At 38.3% G+C, this 24354-nt stretch carries 15 protein-coding genes; 13 read left to right on the forward strand and 2 right to left on the reverse strand.

All coding sequences use genetic code 11. The features are described 5' to 3' along the window. Window positions 1-183: 183 nt before the first annotated feature. The 7 genes from LH29_RS14175 (at window position 184) to LH29_RS25130 (ending at window position 12454) form a co-directional block, all read left to right on the forward strand. Window positions 184-3183 carry a glycosyl hydrolase gene (locus tag LH29_RS14175; protein ID WP_052670949.1) on the forward strand — a complete coding sequence of 1000 codons (3000 nt, stop codon included), beginning with the start codon at window positions 184-186 and terminating at the stop codon, window positions 3181-3183. Window positions 3184-3210: 27 nt separating this feature from the next. Beyond that, complete coding sequence (locus LH29_RS14180) at window positions 3211-4626, forward strand: L-fucose/L-arabinose isomerase family protein (RefSeq protein WP_045030883.1); 1416 nt, start codon at window positions 3211-3213, stop codon at window positions 4624-4626. A gap of 839 nt (window positions 4627-5465) precedes the next feature. Further along, window positions 5466-7004: a sulfatase family protein gene (locus tag LH29_RS14190; RefSeq protein ID WP_052670952.1), complete on the forward strand. Its 1539-nt coding sequence runs from the start codon at window positions 5466-5468 to the stop codon at window positions 7002-7004. 4 nt (window positions 7005-7008) lie between these two features. Then, window positions 7009-8373, forward strand: a complete 1365-nt coding sequence (locus tag LH29_RS14195; RefSeq protein ID WP_052670954.1) for an alginate lyase family protein — start codon at window positions 7009-7011, stop codon at window positions 8371-8373. A gap of 46 nt (window positions 8374-8419) precedes the next feature. Further along, on the forward strand, window positions 8420-9895 hold the full coding sequence (locus tag LH29_RS14200) for a sulfatase family protein (protein ID WP_052670956.1): 1476 nt from the start codon (window positions 8420-8422) through the stop codon (window positions 9893-9895). Between the two features lie 379 nt (window positions 9896-10274). Further along, window positions 10275-12020: an alpha-L-rhamnosidase-related protein gene (locus LH29_RS14205; RefSeq protein ID WP_045030886.1), complete on the forward strand. Its 1746-nt coding sequence runs from the start codon at window positions 10275-10277 to the stop codon at window positions 12018-12020. A 236-nt stretch (window positions 12021-12256) separates the two neighbouring features. After that, window positions 12257-12454 (forward strand): RpiB/LacA/LacB family sugar-phosphate isomerase, encoded by a 198-nt coding sequence (locus tag LH29_RS25130; protein WP_198152454.1) that lies wholly within the window; start codon window positions 12257-12259, stop codon window positions 12452-12454. Window positions 12455-12532: 78 nt separating this feature from the next. Here LH29_RS25130 and LH29_RS14210 read toward each other — a convergent pair whose 3' ends face one another. Continuing rightward, entirely contained in the window at window positions 12533-13405 is an 873-nt protein-coding gene (locus tag LH29_RS14210) for an AraC family transcriptional regulator (RefSeq protein ID WP_045030887.1), read from the reverse strand. Between the two features lie 112 nt (window positions 13406-13517). Here LH29_RS14210 and LH29_RS14215 point away from each other — a divergent pair, with 112 nt between their 5' ends. The 6 genes from LH29_RS14215 (at window position 13518) to LH29_RS14240 (ending at window position 20039) form a co-directional block, all read left to right on the forward strand. Continuing rightward, on the forward strand, window positions 13518-14618 hold the full coding sequence (locus LH29_RS14215; RefSeq protein WP_045030888.1) for an L-rhamnose/proton symporter RhaT: 1101 nt from the start codon (window positions 13518-13520) through the stop codon (window positions 14616-14618). 12 nt (window positions 14619-14630) lie between these two features. Beyond that, window positions 14631-14945 carry an L-rhamnose mutarotase gene (gene rhaM / locus LH29_RS14220; protein ID WP_045030889.1) on the forward strand — a complete coding sequence of 105 codons (315 nt, stop codon included), beginning with the start codon at window positions 14631-14633 and terminating at the stop codon, window positions 14943-14945. Window positions 14946-14981: 36 nt separating this feature from the next. After that, complete coding sequence (locus LH29_RS14225) at window positions 14982-16247, forward strand: L-rhamnose isomerase (RefSeq protein ID WP_198152455.1); 1266 nt, start codon at window positions 14982-14984, stop codon at window positions 16245-16247. 100 nt (window positions 16248-16347) lie between these two features. Continuing rightward, complete coding sequence (locus LH29_RS14230; protein ID WP_045030893.1) at window positions 16348-17706, forward strand: FGGY-family carbohydrate kinase; 1359 nt, start codon at window positions 16348-16350, stop codon at window positions 17704-17706. A 243-nt stretch (window positions 17707-17949) separates the two neighbouring features. Then, on the forward strand, window positions 17950-19245 hold the full coding sequence (locus LH29_RS14235; protein WP_045030894.1) for a class II aldolase/adducin family protein: 1296 nt from the start codon (window positions 17950-17952) through the stop codon (window positions 19243-19245). 80 nt (window positions 19246-19325) lie between these two features. After that, window positions 19326-20039 carry an SDR family NAD(P)-dependent oxidoreductase gene (locus tag LH29_RS14240; protein ID WP_045030896.1) on the forward strand — a complete coding sequence of 238 codons (714 nt, stop codon included), beginning with the start codon at window positions 19326-19328 and terminating at the stop codon, window positions 20037-20039. A 12-nt stretch (window positions 20040-20051) separates the two neighbouring features. Here LH29_RS14240 and LH29_RS14245 read toward each other — a convergent pair whose 3' ends face one another. Beyond that, window positions 20052-24089 (reverse strand): hybrid sensor histidine kinase/response regulator transcription factor, encoded by a 4038-nt coding sequence (locus LH29_RS14245; RefSeq protein ID WP_082063714.1) that lies wholly within the window; start codon window positions 24087-24089, stop codon window positions 20052-20054. Window positions 24090-24354: the final 265 nt, after the last annotated feature.

Consider the following 24354-nt stretch of genomic DNA (forward strand, 5'->3'; position numbering starts at 1 on the left):
CTGGTGAAGTTAATGATTAAAATTGTAATTGTCTCATATAAAATAAATATGATAGCATATGTCTGAATAGAAGTAGTAAGTAGCAAACATTCTGTATGGAATTATTTGTGAATATATACTTCGCTATTTTCAGTCAAAATATGCTTTTTTTTTTAATAGACCAATATCTAATTACTGAAACTTATGAAAACAATACGAGAAGGTAGTGTCAGGACTATATTATACTTTTTTGTCGTACTTTTATCAATCGGATGGCTTTTTTCTTGCGCTAAAGAAGAATCAACTGCTGGTTTAAAACAAGTCTTTCAAAACCCTCCCGATTCTGCAAGACCAGGTGTTTACTGGTATTTTATGGATGGAAATTTGTCACGCATAGAAATGACGAAGGATCTGGAATCTATGAAAGAAGCAGGTATTACTAACCTTATTTTTCTGGAAGTTGGAATTGGAGTTCCACGAGGCTCGGTCGATTTTATGAGCGAAGAATGGCAGGAATTGTATGTTCATGCGGTTCGAGAGGCTGAGCGACTGGGTATTAAAATATTATTAGGAGCCGGTCCGGGTTGGTGCGGCAGTGGTGGGCCCTGGGTAAAACCCGAGGAATCGATGAAGCATCTTGTATACAGTGAGCTAGAAATTAAAGGGGGAAAAACAGTTGATGTGCTCTTGCCTATTCCTAAACAACGAAGTACAGTTTGGCATACCATGAAGGACCCCTATTATGAAGACGTGGCTGTTTATGCCGTGCCTGCCAGTGCCGTTCCTGTTATTGAAGATATCAATGAAAAAGCGCTGTATGAACGCGACCCGTACACTTCGAAACCCAATGTAAAACCTTACCTTCCTTCGCTTGCAAATTACGAAGAACTCGACGAAGATCGGGTATTAGCGCAATCGGAAATTGTTGATGTGACAAAATTCTTGCAAGCTGATGGAAAACTGGTTTGGGATGCACCATTAGGAAACTGGACAATCATCCGAATGGGAAAAAGGGGTACCGGTGCAAGCACACGTCCATCACCGGAACCGGTAATAGGACTTGAAAGCAACAAGATGGATACTGCGGCCTTCCGTAATCATCTTCGAAATTTTACCGATATTTTATTGGCTAAAACCGCCCCGCGAAAAGAGGGAGTGGGGTGGACCGGTTTTCATATCGACAGCTGGGAAAGTGGTGCCCAAAACTGTACCGACGGCATAATTGAAGAATTTAAACAACGACGCGGTTACGATCCCGAACCTTATTTGCTTGCTTACACTGGAAGGGCTATGGGGAGTGTAGAGATTACCGAACGCTTCCTATGGGATTTGCGCCAAACCTGTAAAGAGTTGGTACTGGAAAATCATGTGGAATTTGCCAAAGCTTATGCCCATGAAAATGGATTGGAATTAACGATTGAACCTTATGATATGAATCCGGCCGGTGACATTGATTTAGGTGCAATAGCTGATGTAATTATGGCTGAGTTTTGGAGTGATGGCTTTGGTTTTGATGCTTCTTATGCTGTATTGCAGGCAACATCAATTGCACACATTAAAGGAGACCCGGTTGTTGGAGCCGAGGTATTTACTTCGCAACCAACACAGGCATGGCAGCTTTTACCCGGCAATATGAAAAACCAAAGCGACTGGGCGCTGGCACATGGAATAAACCGTTTTGTTTACCACACTTTTGCACATAAACCACTGGGCGACGAACATCGCCCGGGAATGACTATGGGGCGCTACGGTGTGCATTGGGATCGCGGTCAAACCTGGTGGCCAATGGTAGGTGCTTATCATGAGTATATCAGTCGCTGTTCGCATATGATGCAGCAAGGCCAGGTAATTTCCGATATCCTTTATTTGACTCCCGAAGGAGCACCAATGGTTTTTACGCCTCCAGCCGATGCCATTACTGAAAATGGAACGATACCGGATAAAAAAGGATACAGCTTTGATGCTTGTTCACCCAAAATTTTAATGGAAAGAACGCGTGTTGAAAACGGCAAAATTGCTTTTGAAAATGCCACATCGTACGAATTGCTGGTATTGCCAAACTTTGAAACAATGACTCCCGAATTACTGGAGAAAGTTATTTCTTTAGTAGAGCAGGGTGCTAATGTTGTTGGCATACCGCCTCAAAAATCACCGAGTTTGGTTAACTATCCGGCCTGTGATGAAGAGGTGCAGAAACTTGCCAAAAAACTTTGGGGGACGTATGAGATTCCTGATGAACTCAGTAAAAAAGAAATGGGAAAGGGAGCAATGTATTGGGGAGGAAAACTTAAAACCGATGAATTGTATCCATCCTATAAAGTAACCGCAGAACTTTTAGCTCAACTAAATATTGATGAAGATTTTAAATCGGATAACAACAGCATTCGTTTTGGACACCGTAAAACCAATGAGCAGGATATCTATTTTGTGGCAAACAGAACCAACGAGTTCCAAAAAACAGCCTGTACATTCCGTGCGGTAGGCGAGCCCGAATTGTGGATTGGTACCACCGGCAAAACCCGGAAAATTCCAAACTACACAGTCGAGAATGGTGTGACAACAATTCCTTTGGAATTCTTCCCGTACGAAAGTTTCTTTGTTACATTTTCAGGAGGAGAAAACAAGGCAGACGAAAATAACAATACTTCCAATTTTCCATCTTTTGCTGAAGTTAAAACCATCGAAGGAGCCTGGGATGTTGCGTTCAATCCAAAATTTGGTGGCCCTGAAAATATTCGATTTGATGAATTGCTGGATTGGACAACACACGAAATGCGCGAGATTAAATACTATTCAGGAATTGCCACCTACAGAAAAATATTTGAGCTGGAAACTTTATCTGAGAAACAATATTATATCGATCTGGGCGAGGTAAACGACATTGCCCGTGTAATACTGAACGGTGAAGATCTTGGCGTAATCTGGTGCGCTCCGTGGCGAATTAACATCTCCGCAGCCTTAAAACAAGGTGTCAATGAATTGGAAATAGAAGTGGCCAACCGCTGGGTGAACCGCCTGCTGGGAGACCAACAAGAACCAGATGCCAATGTGCGGACGGTAAAATTTGAGAACGGACTGATGGGCGGCAAAGAATACAAAACGGGCAGGTACACATTCACGACAAAACAATCGATGGAGGCTTTTCGGTTTGCTGAACCACTTTCTTCTGGATTGCTGGGGCCTGTAAGAATATTAGAAATGTAAGACAATACACTTAAATAAAATAAAAACATGACAAAAGTAGGACTATTTGGAATAGGACTGGACACGTATTGGGATCAGTTTGACGGCTTGTTGGACAGGCTGGTGGGTTACCAAAAACAAATTGCAGAAAAAATACAAAGTTTTGGCGTTGAGGTCGTGGATGCTGGTTTGGTAGATTCACCAGAAAAAGCACGTGAAGCAGGCGATTATTTAAAAACCAGCGATGTGGAAATAGTGTTTCTTTATGTTTCTACCTATGCGCTTTCATCGACGGTTTTGCCCGTGGCCCAAAAGTTAAAGTGCCCCATCGTTATTCTGAATATTCAGCCTGTGGCGGCTATCGATTACGAAAACTTTAACAAATTAGGCGATCGGGGAAAAATGACTGGCGAGTGGTTGGCGCATTGCCAGGCCTGTTCGGTACCCGAAATTACCAATGTTTTGAACCGTGCCGGAATTAGCTACGAAATAATAACTGGATATATAGGCGAACAAGCAGTTTGGGACGATATGAAAGGCTGGATTGAAGCCGCTAGTGTAGCCGCCACAATGCGCAATAACCGACTTGGAGTTTTAGGGCATTACTACTGTGGAATGCTGGATGTATATACTGACCTTACCAAACAAGCCTCTACTTTTGGCACCCATATAGAACTGGTTGAAATGTGCGAGGTGAAAAAATACCGCGATGAAGCTACAGAGGTCGAAATTGATGATAAAATTAAAGAGTTTCATAACACCTTTGAAGTGTTGGATACCTGCGAGCAAGAGGAAATTGTGCGTGCAGCCCGCACTTCTGTTGCATTAGATAAATTAGTGGAAGCGCACAGGCTGGGTTCTATGGCGTACTATTACGAAGGGGAAGCAGGCAGTGAATACGAAAATATTGTAACATCGGTAATTGCAGGAAATACTTTACTTACGGGTAAAAATATTCCGGTTGCAGGCGAGTGCGAAGTAAAAAATGCACAGGCTATGAAAATCATGGATTCCTTTGGTGTAGGTGGTTCATTCTCTGAATTCTATGCTATGGATTTTAACGATGATATTGTAATGTTGGGTCATGATGGACCTGCCCATTTTGCCATTGCCGAAGGGAATGTTCAGTTGGTGCCACTGCCCATTTATCATGGCAAGCCAGGTAAAGGTTTATCCATACAAATGACGGTAAAACACGGACCGGTAACTATTCTTTCAGTTGTTGAAGGAAAAGACGAAGTGTTTTTGTTGGTGGCAGAAGGAGAATCGGTTGAAGGACCAATCCTGCAAATCGGAAATACCAACAGCCGTTACCGCTTCTCCATTGGAGCTAAAGAGTTTATGAATGAATGGTCGAAACAAGGTCCTGCACACCATTGTGCCATTGGCGTTGGGCATATTTCCGATAAGATTGAGAAATTGGGACATTTAATGCAGATAAAAGTTGTAAAAATTGCCTGCTAAGAAATAAGTTATTTACAGATTAACGGATGAAACGCACAAATACATTCATACACAAATGATACTGATAAAATGGTGCAATTTTTAAAGGTAAATAAACATAAAATACTGAATAAATTCGATACGTGATTCACAGGCAGTAGATTCCTAAAATTGGATAAAATGGAATGTTAAAATCAATCCTCCAGAATAATCTTTATTGAACTATTACGTCTTGATGGGACATGAGTTCAGAACTGATTCAATATTACTATAAATAGCACATTTATTAAACTGAAAAGGAAAGATAAAACCATAGTTTTAATGCTGATTATAAGAACAACAAAAACAATTAAAGCCTATGGTATAAACTTTCTATGTGGGAATTGTCCGGCCTCCTCCCAAAAATAAATTCAAACTTAAATGTCAAACCTCAATTTTATGCAATAAATGAAAAACTTTTATTCATGAAATCAATGAATTTTACGGAGGAAATCAATGGAGTCAACAAAAGTATTATTCATCCATGTCACGTATATGTATATTCTAGCAATAGCTTCATCAAATATTTCGAAAATAGGGGCAACCTCACATAAGGCGTCACAGCAACAAAAATCTGTATCGGTAATAGTTCCCGACCAGGCAAGTGAGCTTCTATCTGTATTTGGTTTAGAGTTAGAGGAGGTAATTCAATAAAAGGGAGCAGCCAGCCTTTGGTGCTTACAGATGTTATGTTGGAAAAATCATTTTTAAAATGAAACTATGGCACAATATTGAAAGAATTAACACATTGTCGAAAAAAATGTATCTGCCCTTACACTATTTTTGAAACGAACTAAAAACAAATCTAACGCAATAATAATATGATTACAAAAGCTTATAGAATCCTAACTTTTCTGTTGCTTGGAATTTTATTACTTCTTAGTGCATGTTCCTCAAAAGTTGAGACAAAAACAAAGGAACGCCCAAATATAATTTTCCTAATGGACGACCAGCACCGCTGGGATGCCCTGGGAGTTGAAAAAAGTGTGGTAGTAACACCTAATTTAGATGAACTGGCAAAAAATGGTGTGCGTTTTACGGAAGCGGTTTGCCAGGCACCCATGTGCATTGCCAGCCGAAACTCCATGATGTTTGGATTGTATGCCAACCAAACCGGAGTATTACGAAATGGACGAGGAATTCCCGATGATAAACTTCCGATACCACCACTGGCACAAGTATTTGCTAATGCAGGTTACGAAACTGCAGGATTTGGCAAAACGCATTGGGGAGTTACTTGTAATACACGTGGTTTTGAAACACGATACGCAGCCGAAGTTTTTGAGGAAGGTGCCATAATGATGAAAGATCTTAATCCTGAAGCCAAGCAACGGTATTTAGATGAAACAATTGGCTATGGTCCTGGAGAAGAAGATCCCTCGGGTTATATAGGCGAAACCAGTAAACTTCCAGAACAAGACCACCGCGATGGATGGGTAACAGAAAAATGCCTGGAATATATAAAAGGAAGGGAAGATGAACGCCCCCTGTTTTTATATCTGTCGTTTTTAAAACCACATGCCGGTCATAATGTCCCGGAAGGATTTGAAGACAGTTATAATCTTGATGAAACAAAGTATGCAGAGCAACCACCATGGGAAAAAGATAATTCGCCACATGCCGAAGGGGTAAACCGCCGCGAAATGTACGAAGGCTTTTGGAAAGATGCCAGCGAGGAGCAATGGAAAGAAATGACCATGCGTTATTATGCCAACTGCACCTGGATTGATGATATGTTTGGCAGAACGCTGAAAGCCTTGGAAGAAAAAGGTTTGCTTGAAAACTCAATTATCATTTATGTTTCCGACCATGGCGAGATGCTGGGCGAGAGGTATTATCGTTTTAATAAGTATTGCTTGTATGATGCCAGTGTTCGTGTGCCCATAATCATCTCGGGTTCTGCCCTGCCTATTGAATGGAAAGGAAAAGAGGATACTCGTCCGGCAGAACTGGTTGATGTTTATCCTACCTTATTAAAAGCTGCTGGTATACAAGTTCCTGAAAAAGCAGTTGGAATAAATCTTTTAAATAAAGAACAAACACGCGAAGCTTCGTTTTGCGCCTTGCACGAACGAGAGGATGAAGCATCGTTTATGGTGCGCACTGAAAACCATAAGTTGATATTGTGTTTCACCCGAAAGGAGAATGCTTCAACATATACAAAAGCTGATATTATTGGTGGCGAATTTTACGACCTACGAAACGATCCCAAAGAATGGAGCAATTTGTACGAAGATAAAACCATCGAAATGATAAAGGCTGAGATGACGGACATTATGATGGCAAAATTGGCTACCATGGCTTGTATGGTTCCGGAAATGAATCTGGAACAGCATTTTGAATTAACCCGTGATAAATAGAAGAATGAAGAAGATTATACTTATTTGTTTAGTGTGTTGGTGCACAGTTGCCCAGGCTGTTGATGTTAAGGACCTGAAGTGTGAGCTGAATATTATGCCGGCAGGAATCACTACTGCAGAACCATGTTTTAGCTGGACCTTTGTAAGTGATGATGTAAGCCCGGAACATGGTAGTTCCCGAATGATGGCTTCAGAAGCTGTTCGAATGACATGTCAAAAATTGATTTATTTAAATGTGGAGCGCTTGGAATTAGCCAGGCAGAAGATCGGGGTGGGAGATTCTTTATATACAAAAGCATATGAGAGTATAATCGTTCTTGCCAATAACGAACTAAAAAAGAAGATCGATCCGGTTACCAACAAAACTGTGTTGCCAGCCAGTGGCGATATACACGACTATTATACGCTGGGATCATACTATTGGCCTGATTCCAGTAAAGAGGATGGTTTGCCATGGATTTATAAAGACGGAGAGTTCAATCCAATAAACCAAGGACCAGAAACCGATTGGACGCGATTGAAGGAATTATTCTCATCATTAAATACGCTGAATTTGGCCTACTATTTTTCGGGAGATGAAAAATACATTTTAAAGGCCAGAAAGATTGTTCGCGTTTGGTTTATCGATGAAAATACAAAAGTAAATCCCAATGTTGATTACGGAAAAGCTATTCCCGGAAAAGTTTCCGGAACCAATTTTGCCATCATCGATTGGACCGATCTTGGCAAGGTTATAACAACCATTCAATTATTGGAGAAGAGCAATTTGTGGAGTGCTAATGATAGTATTGTAATGGAGAAATGGTTGAATGACTATTACAAATGGTTAACCGAAAGTGAATTCGGAATTCTTGAGAGTACCAGAAGTAACAACCATGCCACTAACTACGACTATCAGCTGATTGGACTTATGATTTATTTGGGAAAACTTGAAGAAGCTGAGGCTAAGCTTGAAGAAGTCAAACTTACGCGTATTGCTACGCAGATCGATCAGGATGGGGGTCAACCCCACGAGCTGGCTCGGACAAAATCGGTTAACTATACAGTCAATAACTTGTGGGCTTTAGCAAGAATTGCAGACTTGGGGCGTCGTTTTACCCGTGTAGATTTATGGGACTATCAAAGTGAGAATGGAGCTAGTATAAAAAAGGCCTTTGATTTTGTAATTCCTTATTTTAAAGGAGAAGCTAACTGGAAATGGAAACAAATAACCGGAGGAGGAGCCAAAAAACAATTGGTAAATCTGGCTTTGCCAATGGTTAGTAAAAGCGAATTGATGCTTGAGGAAAAAATTCTCCCGGATGGACTCAATGGCTATGACAAATTTAAGCCTTACGATGTGCTTATATATGCTCCAGACAACGATTAAAACTTTATGATTTTCATGTATCTAACAAAAATTGAACCTTAAAACTATGACAACGAATTATTTACTTGCCCTAATAATTGGGCTTATAGCATTCAGTTCATGCAATAAAAATGAACAAACACCCAAACCCTATGTCGTATTTATCCTAACCGACCAATGGCGGGCATCATCGTTGGGTTATGCCGGCGATGATATGGTGCAAACGCCGCATTTAGACGAATTTACAAAGGCCGCCGTAAACTTTAAAAATACGGTTTCGGTAACTCCGGTTTGTACTCCTTACCGGGCATCGTTAATGACCGGGCGTTATCCTTCCTCTACCGGGATGTTCATAAACGACCTCTACTTGCCTTCGGAAGAATTGTGTTTTGCCGAAATTTTTAACGCCGCAGGTTACAACACTGCTTACCTGGGAAAGTGGCATCTTGACGGCCATGGAAGAGGAAGTAATGTTGCCCCGGAACGTCGTCAGGGATGGACATTTTGGAAAGGATCGGAATGTGACCATAATTATGTGAATGAGCATTATTTTGATAACGATAACCCCGATAAAAAACATTGGGAAGGCTATTCTACCTATGCCATAGCCGATGAGGCGAATAATTACATGGAGAATGTGGTGAAAAATGACAATCCGTTTTGTTTATTTGTTTCGCTCGGAACACCCCATTTCCCGCATCAAACTGCTCCTGAAGAATTGAAAGCTTTGTATCCGCCGGAAAAACTTAGCCTGCCACCTAACGTTCCTGAAAATTGGAAAGAGGAAGCACTAAAAGAACTACAGGGGTATTACGCGCATTGTACAGCAACCGACAAAGCTATAGGCGATATCATTAATAAAGTTAAAGAACTGGGAATTTATGACAATTCGATAATTGTTTTTACATCCGATCATGGCGAAATGATGGGGGGACACGATTTCCGACCATACATGAAACACCAGCCTTTTTCCGAATCAGCCAACGTGCCATTCTTAGTGGCGTACCCCAATATGGGAAACAATGCAGGGAAAGTTGCTGAAGCAGCCATTACCACACCCGATATCCTACCTTCTTTGCTTGCTTTGTGTAATATCGATATCCCTGAGACCATTGAAGGCTATGACTTGTCGTCGATATTTAAGTCTCCGGAACAAGACAAAGAAAGAGCCGCTTTATACATGAATTTAAGCCCGTTTGGTATCGCATTTCCAACAGACGAATACCGTGCTGTACGTACCAACCAGTACACCTATGTACAAACACCTGATGGTCCTTCCATGCTTTTCGACGATAAAAACGATTTCTATCAAATGAATAATCTGGTAAATCAACCGGAGTATAAGGAAGTTCAACAAAAGCTTGAAAAACAATTGATTGAAGAATTGAAACGAATAGGTGAGGAGGAAATTCATCCGCGCGAATATTACCTTGAAAAGTTTGGGTATTTTGGTAGAAAAGAATTTCGTGAAGATTATCACATTGCCAGCGTAAACGATGTTAAAACAGTTGTTAGCCCGTATAAAACTTTTGAAATAAAATAGTATCTATTACTGCATTAACTACAAAATGCTCGAAAACAAATAGTTTAATAAAATGAAGATAACAGCGAAATACTTGCGCACGTTGCTGATACTAACGGTGGTATTTAGCTCATGCAAAAAACACGAGCATCCCCCCCCGAAAAACTAGTTTTGTGCCTTAAATAAGTTAAGTGATCCTCTTATTTTTGATATTGCGTTTGAGAGTAAGTACTACCTGATTTTCTATAGAGATAGCCAGAAATTGAACGATATTATAAAAGATTGGGACATTTTAGATAAAACCTTATTAGGGAAATAACGATTTTTGAAAACTGTAAGAAGTTGAACGAGTGTTTTTATAATAAGTAGTTATTTATTTCTGCAAAAAAAAGATTAGTAAATGATAAGATTGATTGTATTTATTTATTTGGTTTGTTTTGCTTTCGTTGAATTGAAGGCACAGAGCAATGTTAACTCAAAACTTGTTTACAGAGATTCAAGAGTACGAGATTACATAACCCCGGCAGCGATTGTTTGGAAATCGGATACTACCGGTGAGTACATCAAAAACGCAGAAAACCTGCTGAATAGTGGAAATGGACAAGCCGATTTATCCAAGACAAATCTCTGTATTCTTAAAAATTCAAAAGAGCATCATGCTTCAATAATTTTCGATTTTGGGAAAGAGATACATGGCGGACTGCAAATTGTAACCGATATGTTTCCCAATAAACTGGGAGAAAAAGTACACCTCCGTTTTGGAGAGTCACTATCTGAAACCATTTCGGAAGTTATACCCGAAGCGGGAGCTGCAACTAATGAACATGCCATGAGAGATTTTGAAATTACCCTGCCGTGGTTGGGTAAACTCGATATTGGAAATACAGGATTTCGGTTTGTACGAATCGATTTGTTGAGTAACAATGCTCAGCTAAATCTGAAAGAGTTCAATGGCATATTTATTTATCGTGATATACCTTACCTGGGGAGTTTTACATGCAACGATAGCCTATTGAACCGGATATGGCAAACAGGAGCCTATACCGTTCATTTAAACATGCAAGAGTATTTGTGGGATGGAATTAAACGCGACCGATTGGTTTGGGTGGGTGATTTACATCCTGAAATAAAAACAATAAATTCGGTTTTTGGATACAACGAAGTAGTACCCAAAAGCCTTGATTTAATTCGCGATATTACGCCGGTTGAAGAGTGGATGAATGGAATAACCTCTTATTCCATGTGGTGGGTAATAATTCATAAAGACTGGTATTTGAATAATGGCGATTTAGAATACCTGAAGCAACAGAGAGAATATTTATTGGCCTTATTAGAAAAGTTCGCTTCTATGGTTGGCGAAGATGGAAAAGAGCAGCTAACAGGTCGTCGGTTTTTGGATTGGCCTAGTAGTCCATACCCTGAAGCCATTGATGCGGGCTACCATGCACTGCTAAAAATGACTTTGGAAGCAGGGGTGTTACTTAGTTTCGAGCTGGAAGAAGATGAAACGGCGAAGCTTTGCCAAAATAAGGCAGCTCTTATGGAAAAAGTGGTACCCGACCATGTTGATTCTAAACAAGCAGCAGCTCTGTTGGCTTTAGCCAATTCTATTTCAGAAAAGGAGGCAAATGCTGTAATTGAAAAAGACGGAGCACAACGTTTTTCTACCTTTTACGGGTATTACATGTTGTTGGCCATGGCGAAAGCTGATAATTATTCGGGAGCATTAGAGATTATTAAAGCGTATTGGGGAGGAATGCTTCAATTGGGGGCCACGACCTTTTGGGAAGATTTTAATATTGAATGGATGGAGAATGCTGGCAGGATAGACGAAATGCCAAAAGAAGGATCGGTGGATGTACATGCAACTTATGGCGATTATTGCTATCAGGGTTTACGCCATAGTTTTTGCCATGGTTGGGCATCGGGGCCAACAGCATGGTTGTCGGAACATGTGTTGGGTATAAAAGTACTTGAGCCGGGTTGTAAAAAGATTGCAATTGAACCCAATTTGGGTAATTTGCAATGGGTTGAGGGTACCTATCCAACTCCTCAAGGACTTATTAAGGTTAGACACGAAAAACAGGCAAATGGAAAGATTATATCTGATTTAACTGTACCAGCTGGAATAGAAGTTGTTGAGTGATAAGTTTGGAATGTTTTATTCGAAATAATAAATATACAATACATTGCGAAGATAGCAATTGCAAATGACCACGATGGTTATGAAATGGAATTGCCTCTTTAGATTGGCTGGAGAAACGAAACTACGAGATTAAAATTTTGGTACCGACTCCTTAGAATAAGTAGATTTCCCGGATTATTTACATTCACTCGCTAATGTAATTGAGAGAGGCGAATTAGAATTTGGTATTTTGCTTTTTGGCAGCGGGTAGACTGTATCGTTTACTGCAAATAAACACCAGAGAATTCGTTGGAGCGCTGTGTAGGATTTCATTGATTGCAAAATTAGCAAGAGAACACGACAATACCAATGTTTTATGTATTCTCGGGCGCTTTTTAATTCGTGAAGAAGGAATAGAATTCTTGCTAACTTTTTTTGAAATAGAATTCAAGTGAGGTCGACATCACAAGCGCATTGATAAGGTTTCTGTTTGTTCTGTAGTATAAGGTTCGTCGCCTAAATGGTATAAAAAATCAATTAAGCCCTTTTCTGAAGTCAGAAGGACTCATGCCTGTTTTCTTTTTAAATAACAAACTAAAGTGATAAATATTTTGGAACCCAAGTTGAAAGGAAATTTCTGTAATTGATTTATTCGTAGATACCAATAACTCTTTAGCCCTGATAATTCGCAATTGAAGATGATATTGTGCAGGTGCAACACCAGTATATTTTTTAAACATTTTACGAAAATAGGAATAGCCAACGTTGTACTCTTGTGCCAGTGTTTCCATATTATACTCCATTTCAATATTCTGCCGCATTTGGAAGCGCACCTTTTCAATAACTTCAGCTATATATTTACCCGAGAATTCTTTTCGCTTTTCAAACGAAACAATGTATCCCAGCAGTTTTACTATCATGCCCGATGCAATTTGTTGAAATCCCGGGCGTTCTTTTTCAACCAAATCATAAATCTTTAAATAAGTGTCAATTATTTCTTCTTTTATACCACAATTAATTACAGGTTGTGCTGGTGAAAAGATATTGTTTTTCAGCAATTCGTTGGCGATTTTGCCATTAAACCCAATATAATTTTCCGTCCATCCTGTTGTACGTATTGGCCGATAACGGTGCCACTCGTTAGGCAGTATTAGTAATATACTACCCGGTTTTACTTGAAATTTGCCATGTTTGTTCTCAAATATACCAGTGCCTTCGGTAATGTAATTCAGCTGATATTCTTGTAAAATACGCCCTGATTCCCAATTGAAGAAATATTCTGAGGGATGTTCTGTTGGTGGGTATAGGGTTTTGGCTGATATGGTCGAGGTTCCGGCAACATTCAGATATAATCCCCAGTTAATATCCTCATCAGCGGTTGTCAGGTATTTAAAGTAATCTTTCATAAAAGAGTGTCAAAATATATAAAAAAACTGCCAAAATAACTATTGTATACCATTTTTTTTACCAATATTTTTGAAACCTAATTAATATCAATAAAACTTAAAACTCTGAAATATGAACGCAATTCTCGGAATTCTTTTTCACTCTTTAGGTGGCGCTTCATCAGGTAGTTGGTACATGCCGTATAACCTGGTCAGAAAATGGCGTTGGGAAATTTACTGGATAGTCGGGGGACTTTTTTCCTGGATGATTATGCCTTACATCGCAACGGTATTAACCTCACCTGGGTGGCAAGATATTTTATCAAAAACCGACGCATCAACCATACGCCTTACCTATATACTTGGTGTATTGTGGGGCATTGGTGGACTAACTTATGGATTGGGAATTCGTTACTTGGGTATGTCCTTAGGTAATTCGGTATTACTCGGAATTACATCTTTGGTTGGTTCTTTGGGCTTGCCAATTCTTCGTAACATTGGTAATCTTGGCGAAATTCTTCCTGCCGGAGATTCGTTTTCCGATATGCTTTCAACTACCAGTGGTCGAATAATTATATTCGGAATACTGGTACTTATGGTTGGAATTGTTTTGTGTGGTAAAGCAGGCCTGATGAAAGATAAGGAACTTGCCAACGTTAAAGAGGGAGTAAACAGTGAGTTTAAACTGACTACAGGCTTAATTATTGCTGTTATCTCTGGTATTTTAAGCGCTTTCTTTAGTTTCGGAATCGATGCAGGAAAAGAAATGGGCGAAGCCGTTCGTGAAATTGCCGTTTCAAACAACTTTGCCTTCGTAAGCGATGGCAAATATTTATTCGAAAACAATATCATCTTTTTGGTCATTCTTTGGGGAGGTTTAACAACCAATATAATATGGTCAGTTGCATTAATTCTTAAAAATAGAACAGGTCGCGATTTTATCGATACCAAAACTCCATTAGTAAAGAATTACCTGTTTTGCGCATTGGCCGGAACTACCTGGTTTTTGCAATTCTTTTTTTATGGAATGGGAGAAACAAAAATAGGTAATGGTGCCAGTTCCTGGATTTTACATATGTCAACCATTATTCTCACAGCTAACTTTTGGGGTTTCTGGCGTAAAGAGTGGGCTGGAGTTTCCGGAAAAACCAAAGCAACAATTTATTGGGGAATTGGATTGATTCTGTTATCCGTAATAATTATGGGTATTGCTAAAACCGATTTTGTTAACTAAACTTCTTTATCCATGCAACGATTGGCATTTAAAATGTACCTCAATGAAGGGCAAAAAGCAGAATACAAAAAGCGTCACAACGAAATTTGGCCGGAGCTAAAACAGCTTTTAAAAGATGCCGGTGTTAGCGAATATTCTATTTTTCTGGATGAAGAAACCAATATCCTTTTTGCTTTTCAGAAAGTCAGTGGCAAAGGAGGTTCGCAAGATTTAGGGCAAACCGAAATTGTGCAAAAATGGTGGGCTTTTATGAAAGATGTTATGAAAACCAATCCGGATAATTCACCAGTTTCTGTTCAGCTTGAAGAGGTGTTCTACATGGAGTAACCAGTCAATAAAAATTAATCAGTAAAAAATATTATAATGAGTGAGTTAATTAAAAAGGCATACGAAATTGCCAAAGAGCAATATGCTGCAATTGGCGTTGATACAGATGCAGCAATCGCTAAAATGAAAAATGTTAACATTTCGTTGCACTGTTGGCAAACCGACGATGTAGGTGGGTTTGAGACACCCGATGCAGAATTATCCGGTGGAGGTATTCAAACAACAGGCAACTATCCTGGTAAAGCAACTTCAATTGCTGAAATGCGTGCCGACTTAGAGAAAGTACTTTCGCTTTTGCCAGGTACTCAACGTTTGAACCTGCACGCGATTTACGGTGATTTTCAGGGTGAAAAAGTAGATCGCGATCAGATAGAGCCAAAGCATTTTCAGAGCTGGATTGACTGGTGTAAGGCACAAGGCATTGGCATGGATTTTAATGCATCATGTTTCTCTCATGATAAAGCTGCTGACGGTTTTACCTTGTCGAGCAAAAACGAAGAAAACCGTAAATTCTGGGTGGAGCATGTAAAACGTTGTCGTGCAATTTCTGCCGAAATAGGAAAACAACTTGGAACTCCTTGCGTACACAATACCTGGATTCCTGACGGATCAAAAGATACACCAATTGACCGTAACGGGTTGCGTGCGATTTTGAAAAAATCGTTGGATGAAGCAATGGAAATTGACTATCCAAAAGAGTGTATGAAAGATGCAGTTGAAAGTAAATTATTTGGAATTGGTGCAGAATCAATGACTGTTGGATCACACGATTTCTACCTTGGTTATGCAATTAGCCGTAACAAATTAATTTGTTTGGATAACGGTCACTTCCACCCAACCGAGCAGGTCGGCGATAAAATTTCTTCTTGTCTTCAGTTCATCGACGAAGTGTTGTTACACGTAACCCGTCCTATTCGTTGGGACTCTGATCACGTTGTAACGCTTAACGAAGATGTACAGCTGATTGCTTCAGAAATTATCCGTAATGATTTCCTTGACCGAGTTAAGATTGGATTAGACTTCTTCGATGCTTCTATCAACCGTATTGGAGCATACGTAACAGGTACACGTGCTGCAATGAAAGCTTTCCTTATTGCTGCTCTGGAACCAACTTCTGATTTGGTAAAATTGGAAGAAGCAGGTAAAAACTTTGAACGTCTAGCCATGTTGGAAGAGCTGAAAACAATGCCGTTTGCTGCAGTTTGGGATTACTATTGTTTGCAGGAAGGCGTTGCAACAGGTATGGATTACATTGCTGAAATTCAGCAATACGAAAAAGATGTTCTTTCTAAAAGAGGTTAGGCATATTTTAATTTGTTAATTATAACATTGCCTCCCTTGTCTGGATTATTCAAAATCTGATACCTGGCAAGGGAGGTTTGTTTTTTAGAAGGAGTATAAAATGACCGAAGTAATAGCAGTTTTCGATATTGGTAAAACCAACAAAAAAATATTGTTGTTCGATAATAACTTCAAGGTAGTTTATCAGCACGAGGAAAAGTTTCCTGTGGTGGAAGATGAGGATGGATTTGAATGCGATGATATTGATTTGATAACCACTTGGATTTCTGAAACTCTTGCTGAAATAGCTACTAACGAAAAGTATGATCTTGTTGGCGTTAACTTTTCAACCTATGGTGCGTCGCTCATGTTTTTAGACGACCAGGGAAAACAGTTAACACCGGTGTACAATTACCTGAAGGAAATTCCTGCTGAAATTTCGGAGACGTTGTTTGCTGAATATGGTGGCAAAGATGAATTCTGCAGAAAAACTGCCAGTCCGGCTCTTGGATTGTTGTTGAACTCAGGTATCCAGATTTTATGGCTGAAACAAGAAAAGGCAGAAACATTTAGCAAAGCCAAATCAATTCTACATTTTCCACAGTACTTATCTTATTCATTAACCCATAAAATAACATCGGAACCCACTTCAATTGGTTGCCATACCTTTATGTGGGATTTCGACCAAATGAAATACCATCAGTGGTTAGGTGATAAAGGAACTGCCTTGCCTGAACCGATTACAAACGATCAGGTTTTTCCGGTAACAGTTGCCGATAGAGAGTTAAGTGTTGGAGTGGGTATTCATGATAGTTCTGCATCTTTGGCGCCTTATTTAAAAGCCAGTGCTGATAAATTTATTCTTGTATCAACAGGAACATGGTGTATTAACATGAATCCTTATAACACTGAGCCATTAACTGCGGCTCAGTTGGAGCAAGATTGTTTATGTTTTTTAACGCCCAATAAACAACAGGTTAAATCATCACGCTTGTTTATGGGCCATTTCCATGAAGTGTGGGCCGAAAAACTGGCAAAACATTTTAATGTTGCCGGCGATTCGTTTAAGACCGTCAAATTGAACGATGCGTTGCTGAGTAGTTTAACAGAAAAATATTCTGCTTCGGTTTATTTCCCTGCTGGAAAAGAAAGCTTCGAAGAAGGATTGGAAAAAGCTGATTTGAACATTTTTGCCAATTATGAAGAGGCATACACCAAGCTGATGATAGATTTATCAGATCTGTGTGTACAGGCCATAAAGCTTGTAATTCCGGTTAACGATGAAACAGAAATACTATACATCTCAGGAGGATTTGCGCGTAACCCAATTTTTATTCACTTGTTGAAAGTAAATTTTCCTGATAAAAAAGTATTGATCTCAGAAATTGATAACTCAAGTGCTTTAGGCGCGGCAATGGTAATAGCCGATGTATTTTCAGATGCCGATGTTTCGAAGCTGGACTTGGGGTTAATAGAATAAGGCGAAAGAGTGAATACATATAGGGACGTTTTTTTGATCATTTACCATGAGTAATTGAAAAACCGTTGCTTTATCAAACAGTATAACAATTTACAGACAGATTGCAAATTCTGCTGATTAGCTTTTGGAAGAATATTTGAAAGAAGAAGGTACTTCGCTTTAAAGTAAGTTAATGTAACGCGATATACTGGTCTGCACAAAGACAGACGCACAATATGGAAGTAAAAAATCAATTTTTATAATATGAAAAAGTTAGATACCAAATTAATGCATCCACGCGATCAGATTACAATGATTATTGATAAGATATATCGTAGTGGATTAACAACTACATCAGGTGGTAACATTTCAATTATCGACGATAACGGTGATGTTTGGGTAACTCCATCAGCGATCGATAAAGGTACTTTGCGACCAACAGATATGATTTGTGTTCGCAAGGACGGAACGATTGAAGGACGCCACAAACCTTCTTCTGAATACCCGTTTCACATTGCCATTTATAAAAGTCGCCCTGAAATTAAGGCTGTAATTCATGCACATCCACCTGCACTGGTTTCATTCAGTATTGTGCGCCAAATACCAAATACGAATGTACTTCCACAGGCAAAAAATGTTTGTGGTCCTATTGGTTACGCACCTTATGCGATTCCTGGTAGTGATGAACTGGGTGAAGTAATTGCCGACGAATTTAAGAAAGGAGTAAACGCGGTAATTATGGAAAACCACGGTACCGTAGTTGGTGGTTCAGACTTAAATGATGCTTATCAACGATTTGAGACGATGGAGTTTTGTGCACGCACACTTATTAATGGCAACACCATCGGAAAACCAAACTATCTTACCGATGCACAAATTGATGAGTTTGAGGATCAAATTCCAAGATTGCTTCCTGAAATGACGGAAGTGAAATACTGTTCGGAAGAAAGAGCTATTCGTGAGCAAATCAAGAATATTGTATTGCGTGCCTGCGATCAGGGATTAATGATAAGCTCATACGGAACTGTTTCGGTGCGATGGAAAGACAATGATTTCCTTATTACTCCAACAAATGTTGCTCGTTGGGACATTCAATTGGAAGACATCGTGCAAATTAAAGATGGTAAACGCGAACCGGGAAAAATTCCGAGTAGATCAACCTGGTTACACCAGGAAATTTACAAGCGTTTTCCACATGTAAATTCAATAATTCTTACACAAACGCCTTATTTAATGGCCTACAGTGTTACCGGCGAAAAAATTGATGTGCGCACCATTCCTGAAAGTTGGATTTTCTTACAAGATATTCCGAACATGCCATTCGGTGCGCATTTTGCAGGTGAAGAAGTCATTCTGAACACTCTATCTGAGAATACTCCGGCGGTAATTATTAACAACGACTCTGTATTGGTAACCGGCGATAAATTACTGGGAACTTTCGATAAACTTGAAGTAGCCGAATTTAGTGCCAAATCATTAACCATGGGCGCATCGCTTGGAAAGCTAATTCCAATTAACGATGAGCAGGTGGAAGACTTGAGAAAGAAATTTTTAGGTTAAAATAGAAATTAATAACTTTCAGAACCTTGTAAATCCCTTAGAAGTTTGGTGTTTACAAGGTTTTTTTATTTGTAACAAAAATGAAAAGAGTAGCACTGGTAACTGGCGCTTCAAAAGGCATTGGAAAAGTAATTGCTATTAAACTCGCTGAGTTAGGTTTCAATATAATGATTGTTGGTAGGAATAAAGATCAATTAACCCTGGTAAAAGATGAGATTGAAAGACGAAATGTATCCTGTGCAATTACTTCTGCTGACTTATCCGAATCAAATGCACCTGCATATGTCGTAAATGAAACAATACGTATGTTGGGAAAACTCGACGTACTGATTAACAACGCCGGGCTTGCGGGTTCAATGCCCGTTTCAGAAACTTCTGTCGAATTGTGGGATTTACTTTTTAAGGTTAATGCAAGGGCGCCTTATTTTATTTGTAAAGAAGCTGTTCCATTTTTAAAAGCAAGCCATAATCCGGTAATCATAAATATTGGATCTGTAGTGGATTTTAAAGGCTATATCAATCAATCTGCATACGCATCATCGAAACATGCGCTGGCCGGTTTTACCAAGGTTTTAGCTAAAGAAGTACAAAATGATGGCATTAAAGTACATTTGATTTCTCCGGGTGGGGTAAATACCGAGATGGTGAGCGAAATGCGACCGGATATTAATACCGACGAACTCATAAAGCCCGAAGAAATAGCCGAGCTGGTGGAGTTTCTGGTTACACGAAAAGGAAAAGGAACCATCGATCATTTTTATATACGCCGGCAATCGGGACTGGCCTTTGATTAGTACACAGTTTTATTACAATTCTGATGTTATACTGATTAGTGATTTTTTAAACTGCAATGGGCTAACACCTTTTTCTTTTTTAAACTGAACCGAAAAGTTGCTTTGACTGCCAAATCCACAAATAAAGCTTATCTCACCAAAATTTTCGTTACCTTCTTTTATTAATTCAATTGCCTTGTTAATCCTATATTTGGTAATAAACTCCTTGGGCGAGATATCCATTATGTTTATGAACTTTCGATAAAAGTTTGTTCGGCTCATATTCATTTGTTCTGCCATAAAATTTACATTTAGTTTTGGGGAGTGATATTCTGAAGATACAATCGCCTTTATTTTTTTTACAAAATTTAATTCGTTAGGATTGGACATTTCAATACTTGGTTCAGTAAAAATTCCTTGTTTGTATCTATTTTGAAGCTTTTTGCGAAGAGCAATAAGATTTACTATCCGGGCCTTCAGAACTTCTAAATCAAAGGGTTTCGAAACATAATCGTCTGCACCATATTTGTATCCTGTAATGGTACTGTCCGAGTCCGTTTTTGCTGTAAGTAATATTATCGGAATGTGCGAGATATTCTCATCGTCCCGTATCATTTTACACATTTCGAAACCATCTGTTTCCGGCATCATAATATCTGAAATAATAACACTGGGTAAATGCTGTTTGGCCAGCGAATAACCTTCGCTACCATTATAACACGAAATTACCTTGAAATCGCCGTGTAAAGAAGAACAAATAAAACGATTCAGTTCCGGATCATCTTCAACTACAAGAATCATCTCCGAGTTCGTATTTGATATTACTTTCATTTCAGATTTCGTTGAAACACAGGAATCCTCTTCTTTCTTATAAGGTTCATCCATTTTATAAAAAACGTTTTCATATACTTTCTCATCAATCGAAAGAATAAACGAAAACCTTGTTTCTACATTAGGTATACTTTGTGCTATTATTGCCCCTTTGTGCAGTTCAACCAATCTTTTTACAAAATCTAATCCGATTCCTGTTCCCGAATAGTCAGGTTTGTTTTTGTCGCTCTCTGATTGTTTATAGCGCTTAAATACATACGGTAGATCGGTTGGGTTTATACCAGTTCCATTGTCGACTGTGGTAATCTTGACAAAATGAGTTTTTGGTAAGCTTTTGTTGAAGTTTTGATAAGTTGAGTATTCTTCCCTGTCGAGCATCTCAATACAAACACTAACTTTTCCATTTTCTGTTATATGTTTCAATGCGTTAGTTATAAGGTTGCTCAATATCTTTTCGTATTTGTCTTTATCAACTGGTATTATTAGTTGATCCAATACAGATTCTACCTGTATTTTTATATTCCTAATAGAGGCTACATACTGAAACGATTGAATTAAGTTTTTCGTCAATGAAATGATATCTTCGTTTCTGACTTTTAATTCAAGTGCATCGTTCTCAAGACTCTTGAATGAGAGTAACTGATTTACGAGCGTAAGTAAACGGTTTGTGCTGTATTGAAGCCCTTTAAAGGAATCGGATTTTGTTTGACTTGAATTCAAACTTTTAGATAACACATCAAAATTTCCTTTAATAAGGGTAAGTGGCGTTCTGATTTCATGTGAAATATTGGTAAAAAAACGCATTTTCATTTGAGCAATTTCATTTTCTCTTACTCGTTCCTTGTGCTCAATTTCAAGTTTAGTTCTGTATATTTTAGCCCTTAAGGTTATTTTGAAACTGAAATAAATAATATTGGCTAATACAAACAAATAGATGATGTAGGCGAGAGGGGTTTTAAAGGGAGAGGGTTTTACAATAATTTTTAATGTCTTAATTTCCGACCAAAGTCCGGTATTGTTTTGTGCTTTTACCTTAAAAGTATATGTGCCCGGACTCAAGTTCGAAAAATTAGCATGTGAACGCACTCCTACATAATTCCAGTTCTTATCTAACCCTTCCAGAAAATAGGCATACTTAATCTTATCTGCGGCAACATAATCAAAGGCATGGTAGGCTATTGTAAATATATTTTGTTTGTGGGTTAGGGTTATGCTTTCGGTTTTGTTTAATACTTGCGTTAAAAGTTTCGTTTCATCGTTTGGTTTAATTTCTTTGTTCTTTACAGATATCGACTTTAAGGTAATTTTTGGAGCCTTATTGTAATCAAATTTGTTAACCAGCTGAGGATCAAAAAATGTTAGGCCATTATTGCCACCAAAAAACAAGATCCCGTTGCTGTCTCTTACAGATGAATTACGATGAAACTGCAGGTTCTGTAGTCCCTCATTTTGAAAGAAATTAACAAATTCTTCCTTTTTATTAAATCGCGACAGACCGTAAGATGTTCCTAACCATAAATTTCCGTCCTTATCTTCTTCAATACTAACAATGTCATTATTAGGAAGTCCATCAATTTCTTTAAAAATGCTAAAGCTTTTATCTATGAAATTATATTTATAAAGCCCCTTGTCGTAATTTCCTAACCAGAGGGTACTGTCATCATCGAGCAACATGGTAACCACCTCATTAAGGGTATTTGAGTTCGTGGAAATAACCTCGTTCAGGTTTTTAAAAGTATTCGAATTAATATTATATAAAAAAACTCCTTCTATAATTGACGACAGTAGAACCTCTTCGTCTCCAAATGGAATAATCTTTACAATGCCGCTTTTATACTTCTTATTCTGTACCAATATTTTTCCGTCATAGTCAAGTATGAAAATTCCCTGCAAACTTGAACCTGCAATAATTTTTCCAGCTTGTTCACAAAACGATACTATTCCCATGTTGGGTTTGGGTAATTCAATTTCTTTTACTTGCTTAAACTGCAAATCAGTTTTAAGCAGACATTTAGATGAACTAATCCAAAGTTGATTTCTTGAATCAATAAATAAGGTCCGAATATTATTGTCTCGTAAAAAGCTATTATTTTTATGAAGATGCCTCTTCTTTTGCTTAGAGCTTTTATTATAGACGTATAAACCTTCAGAACGAGTTCCAATAAAGTGGTTTGATTCACTATCGATAGCAATACTGGTGACGAACGAATTTTTAGTCAGGTTTTCTAATTGTGTTTCATAATTAATATTGTTTAGCTGGTTAAAGGATACATCGGCTCCTTGCTCAAATGTCCCTAACCAAATGTTATTATCCCTGTCTTTAAAAATTGTTGTTAAATGATTTGAGCGGAGATTGGAGTTTGCTTTGTTGTAGTTTGAAATTTGATTTAATTGAGTGTTAAAAATGAATAATCCATTATTTTGAGTACCAATCCAAAGTACATTTTTGTCGATCTTTTCAATAAAAGTAAAGTCACAATTTTCAAGTTCTTCCAGCTTCTTGTATTTATCAGGGAGGTTTATGAAAGTTCTGGAAGAAAGACTAAAAGAGCTAATTCTTTTCTTCGCAATTAAAAGTATATCATCAGTTTTTAAGATATCTCCATAATTGTATTGTTCATATTCTCCCGCAATAGTATACTGCAGCAACACTCCTGTAACAGGATTGAAATTTATAAGGTTATTACTATCTCTTGTTTTTCCCCATAAACCCGTTTTTTCATCAGCAATCAGGCTATTAATTTCAAGAGATGTATCGAATTGTGTTACCGGGGTAAATGCAAACTCTTCTTTCGAGTAAATAAACAGACCGCCGGAAGCGCTGGTTCCGTAAGTGTTACCATTAAAATCAATAAAGTCGGAGAACCATTCGTTATTTGATTTAATGTTATACATCTTATCAACGTTTGTATCAAACATATTTACTCCATAGGCAGTGGCACAAAATATTTGTCCATTCGAGTTTTTATAGAGCTTGTATGTTCTGTTGTGATACAGCAAACTATCAGTATTTGTGATCAAAAAATGCTCAAAGGAAACTCCATTATAACGGTTTAAACCACGTGCAGTAGCCATCCAAATATAACCTTGCTCATCTTGTTCAAATGATTGAACAGATAGATTTGAGATTCCATCTTCAAAATTTAAGTTTTGAAATCTGGGATCTGTCATATTTGCATATTCCTGGCAATATCCAAGAAAAAATATGAATACAAATACGACGGTATAGATAGTTTTCATAAAAGAAAAAGTCTGGTTCAAAAATAAGGATGCTTCTGAATCAAAAATAGCAAAAAGAAGACAGTGAGAGTGCTTTAAAGTGCTTTAAATTAGTGTGTTTTTGCTGAAGTTGAACTATTGTATCATTGGTGACACAATAGTTCAATCATGTTGCAAATAGAATAAAGAAATGAACATTTTTAATAAAAATCAATAAGCACTCACATTAGATTCGTGCTCAAACTAATTTAGAATTAAACTTAAAAATGTGTAGAATAATCAGCAA

Source organism: Draconibacterium sediminis, from assembly GCF_000949475.1.
Classification (GTDB): domain Bacteria; phylum Bacteroidota; class Bacteroidia; order Bacteroidales; family Prolixibacteraceae; genus Draconibacterium; species Draconibacterium sediminis.

Excerpts from the sequence above, each read along its gene's own strand:
- LH29_RS14195 (WP_052670954.1), top strand. The coding sequence starts at position 7,009 with ATGAAGAAGATTATACTTATTTGTTTAGTGTGTTGGTGCACAGTTGCC.
- LH29_RS14235 (WP_045030894.1), top strand. The coding sequence starts at position 17,950 with ATGAAAAAGTTAGATACCAAATTAATGCATCCACGCGATCAGATTACA.
- LH29_RS14180 (WP_045030883.1), top strand. The coding sequence starts at position 3,211 with ATGACAAAAGTAGGACTATTTGGAATAGGACTGGACACGTATTGGGAT.
- LH29_RS14210 (WP_045030887.1), bottom strand. The coding sequence starts at position 13,405 with ATGAAAGATTACTTTAAATACCTGACAACCGCTGATGAGGATATTAAC.
- LH29_RS14240 (WP_045030896.1), top strand. The coding sequence starts at position 19,326 with ATGAAAAGAGTAGCACTGGTAACTGGCGCTTCAAAAGGCATTGGAAAA.
- LH29_RS14245 (WP_082063714.1), bottom strand. The coding sequence starts at position 24,089 with ATGAAAACTATCTATACCGTCGTATTTGTATTCATATTTTTTCTTGGA.
- LH29_RS14175 (WP_052670949.1), top strand. The coding sequence starts at position 184 with ATGAAAACAATACGAGAAGGTAGTGTCAGGACTATATTATACTTTTTT.
- LH29_RS14230 (WP_045030893.1), top strand. The coding sequence starts at position 16,348 with ATGACCGAAGTAATAGCAGTTTTCGATATTGGTAAAACCAACAAAAAA.
- LH29_RS14200 (WP_052670956.1), top strand. The coding sequence starts at position 8,420 with ATGACAACGAATTATTTACTTGCCCTAATAATTGGGCTTATAGCATTC.
- LH29_RS14190 (WP_052670952.1), top strand. The coding sequence starts at position 5,466 with ATGATTACAAAAGCTTATAGAATCCTAACTTTTCTGTTGCTTGGAATT.
- LH29_RS14225 (WP_198152455.1), top strand. The coding sequence starts at position 14,982 with ATGAGTGAGTTAATTAAAAAGGCATACGAAATTGCCAAAGAGCAATAT.
- LH29_RS14205 (WP_045030886.1), top strand. The coding sequence starts at position 10,275 with ATGATAAGATTGATTGTATTTATTTATTTGGTTTGTTTTGCTTTCGTT.
- LH29_RS14215 (WP_045030888.1), top strand. The coding sequence starts at position 13,518 with ATGAACGCAATTCTCGGAATTCTTTTTCACTCTTTAGGTGGCGCTTCA.
- rhaM (WP_045030889.1), top strand. The coding sequence starts at position 14,631 with ATGCAACGATTGGCATTTAAAATGTACCTCAATGAAGGGCAAAAAGCA.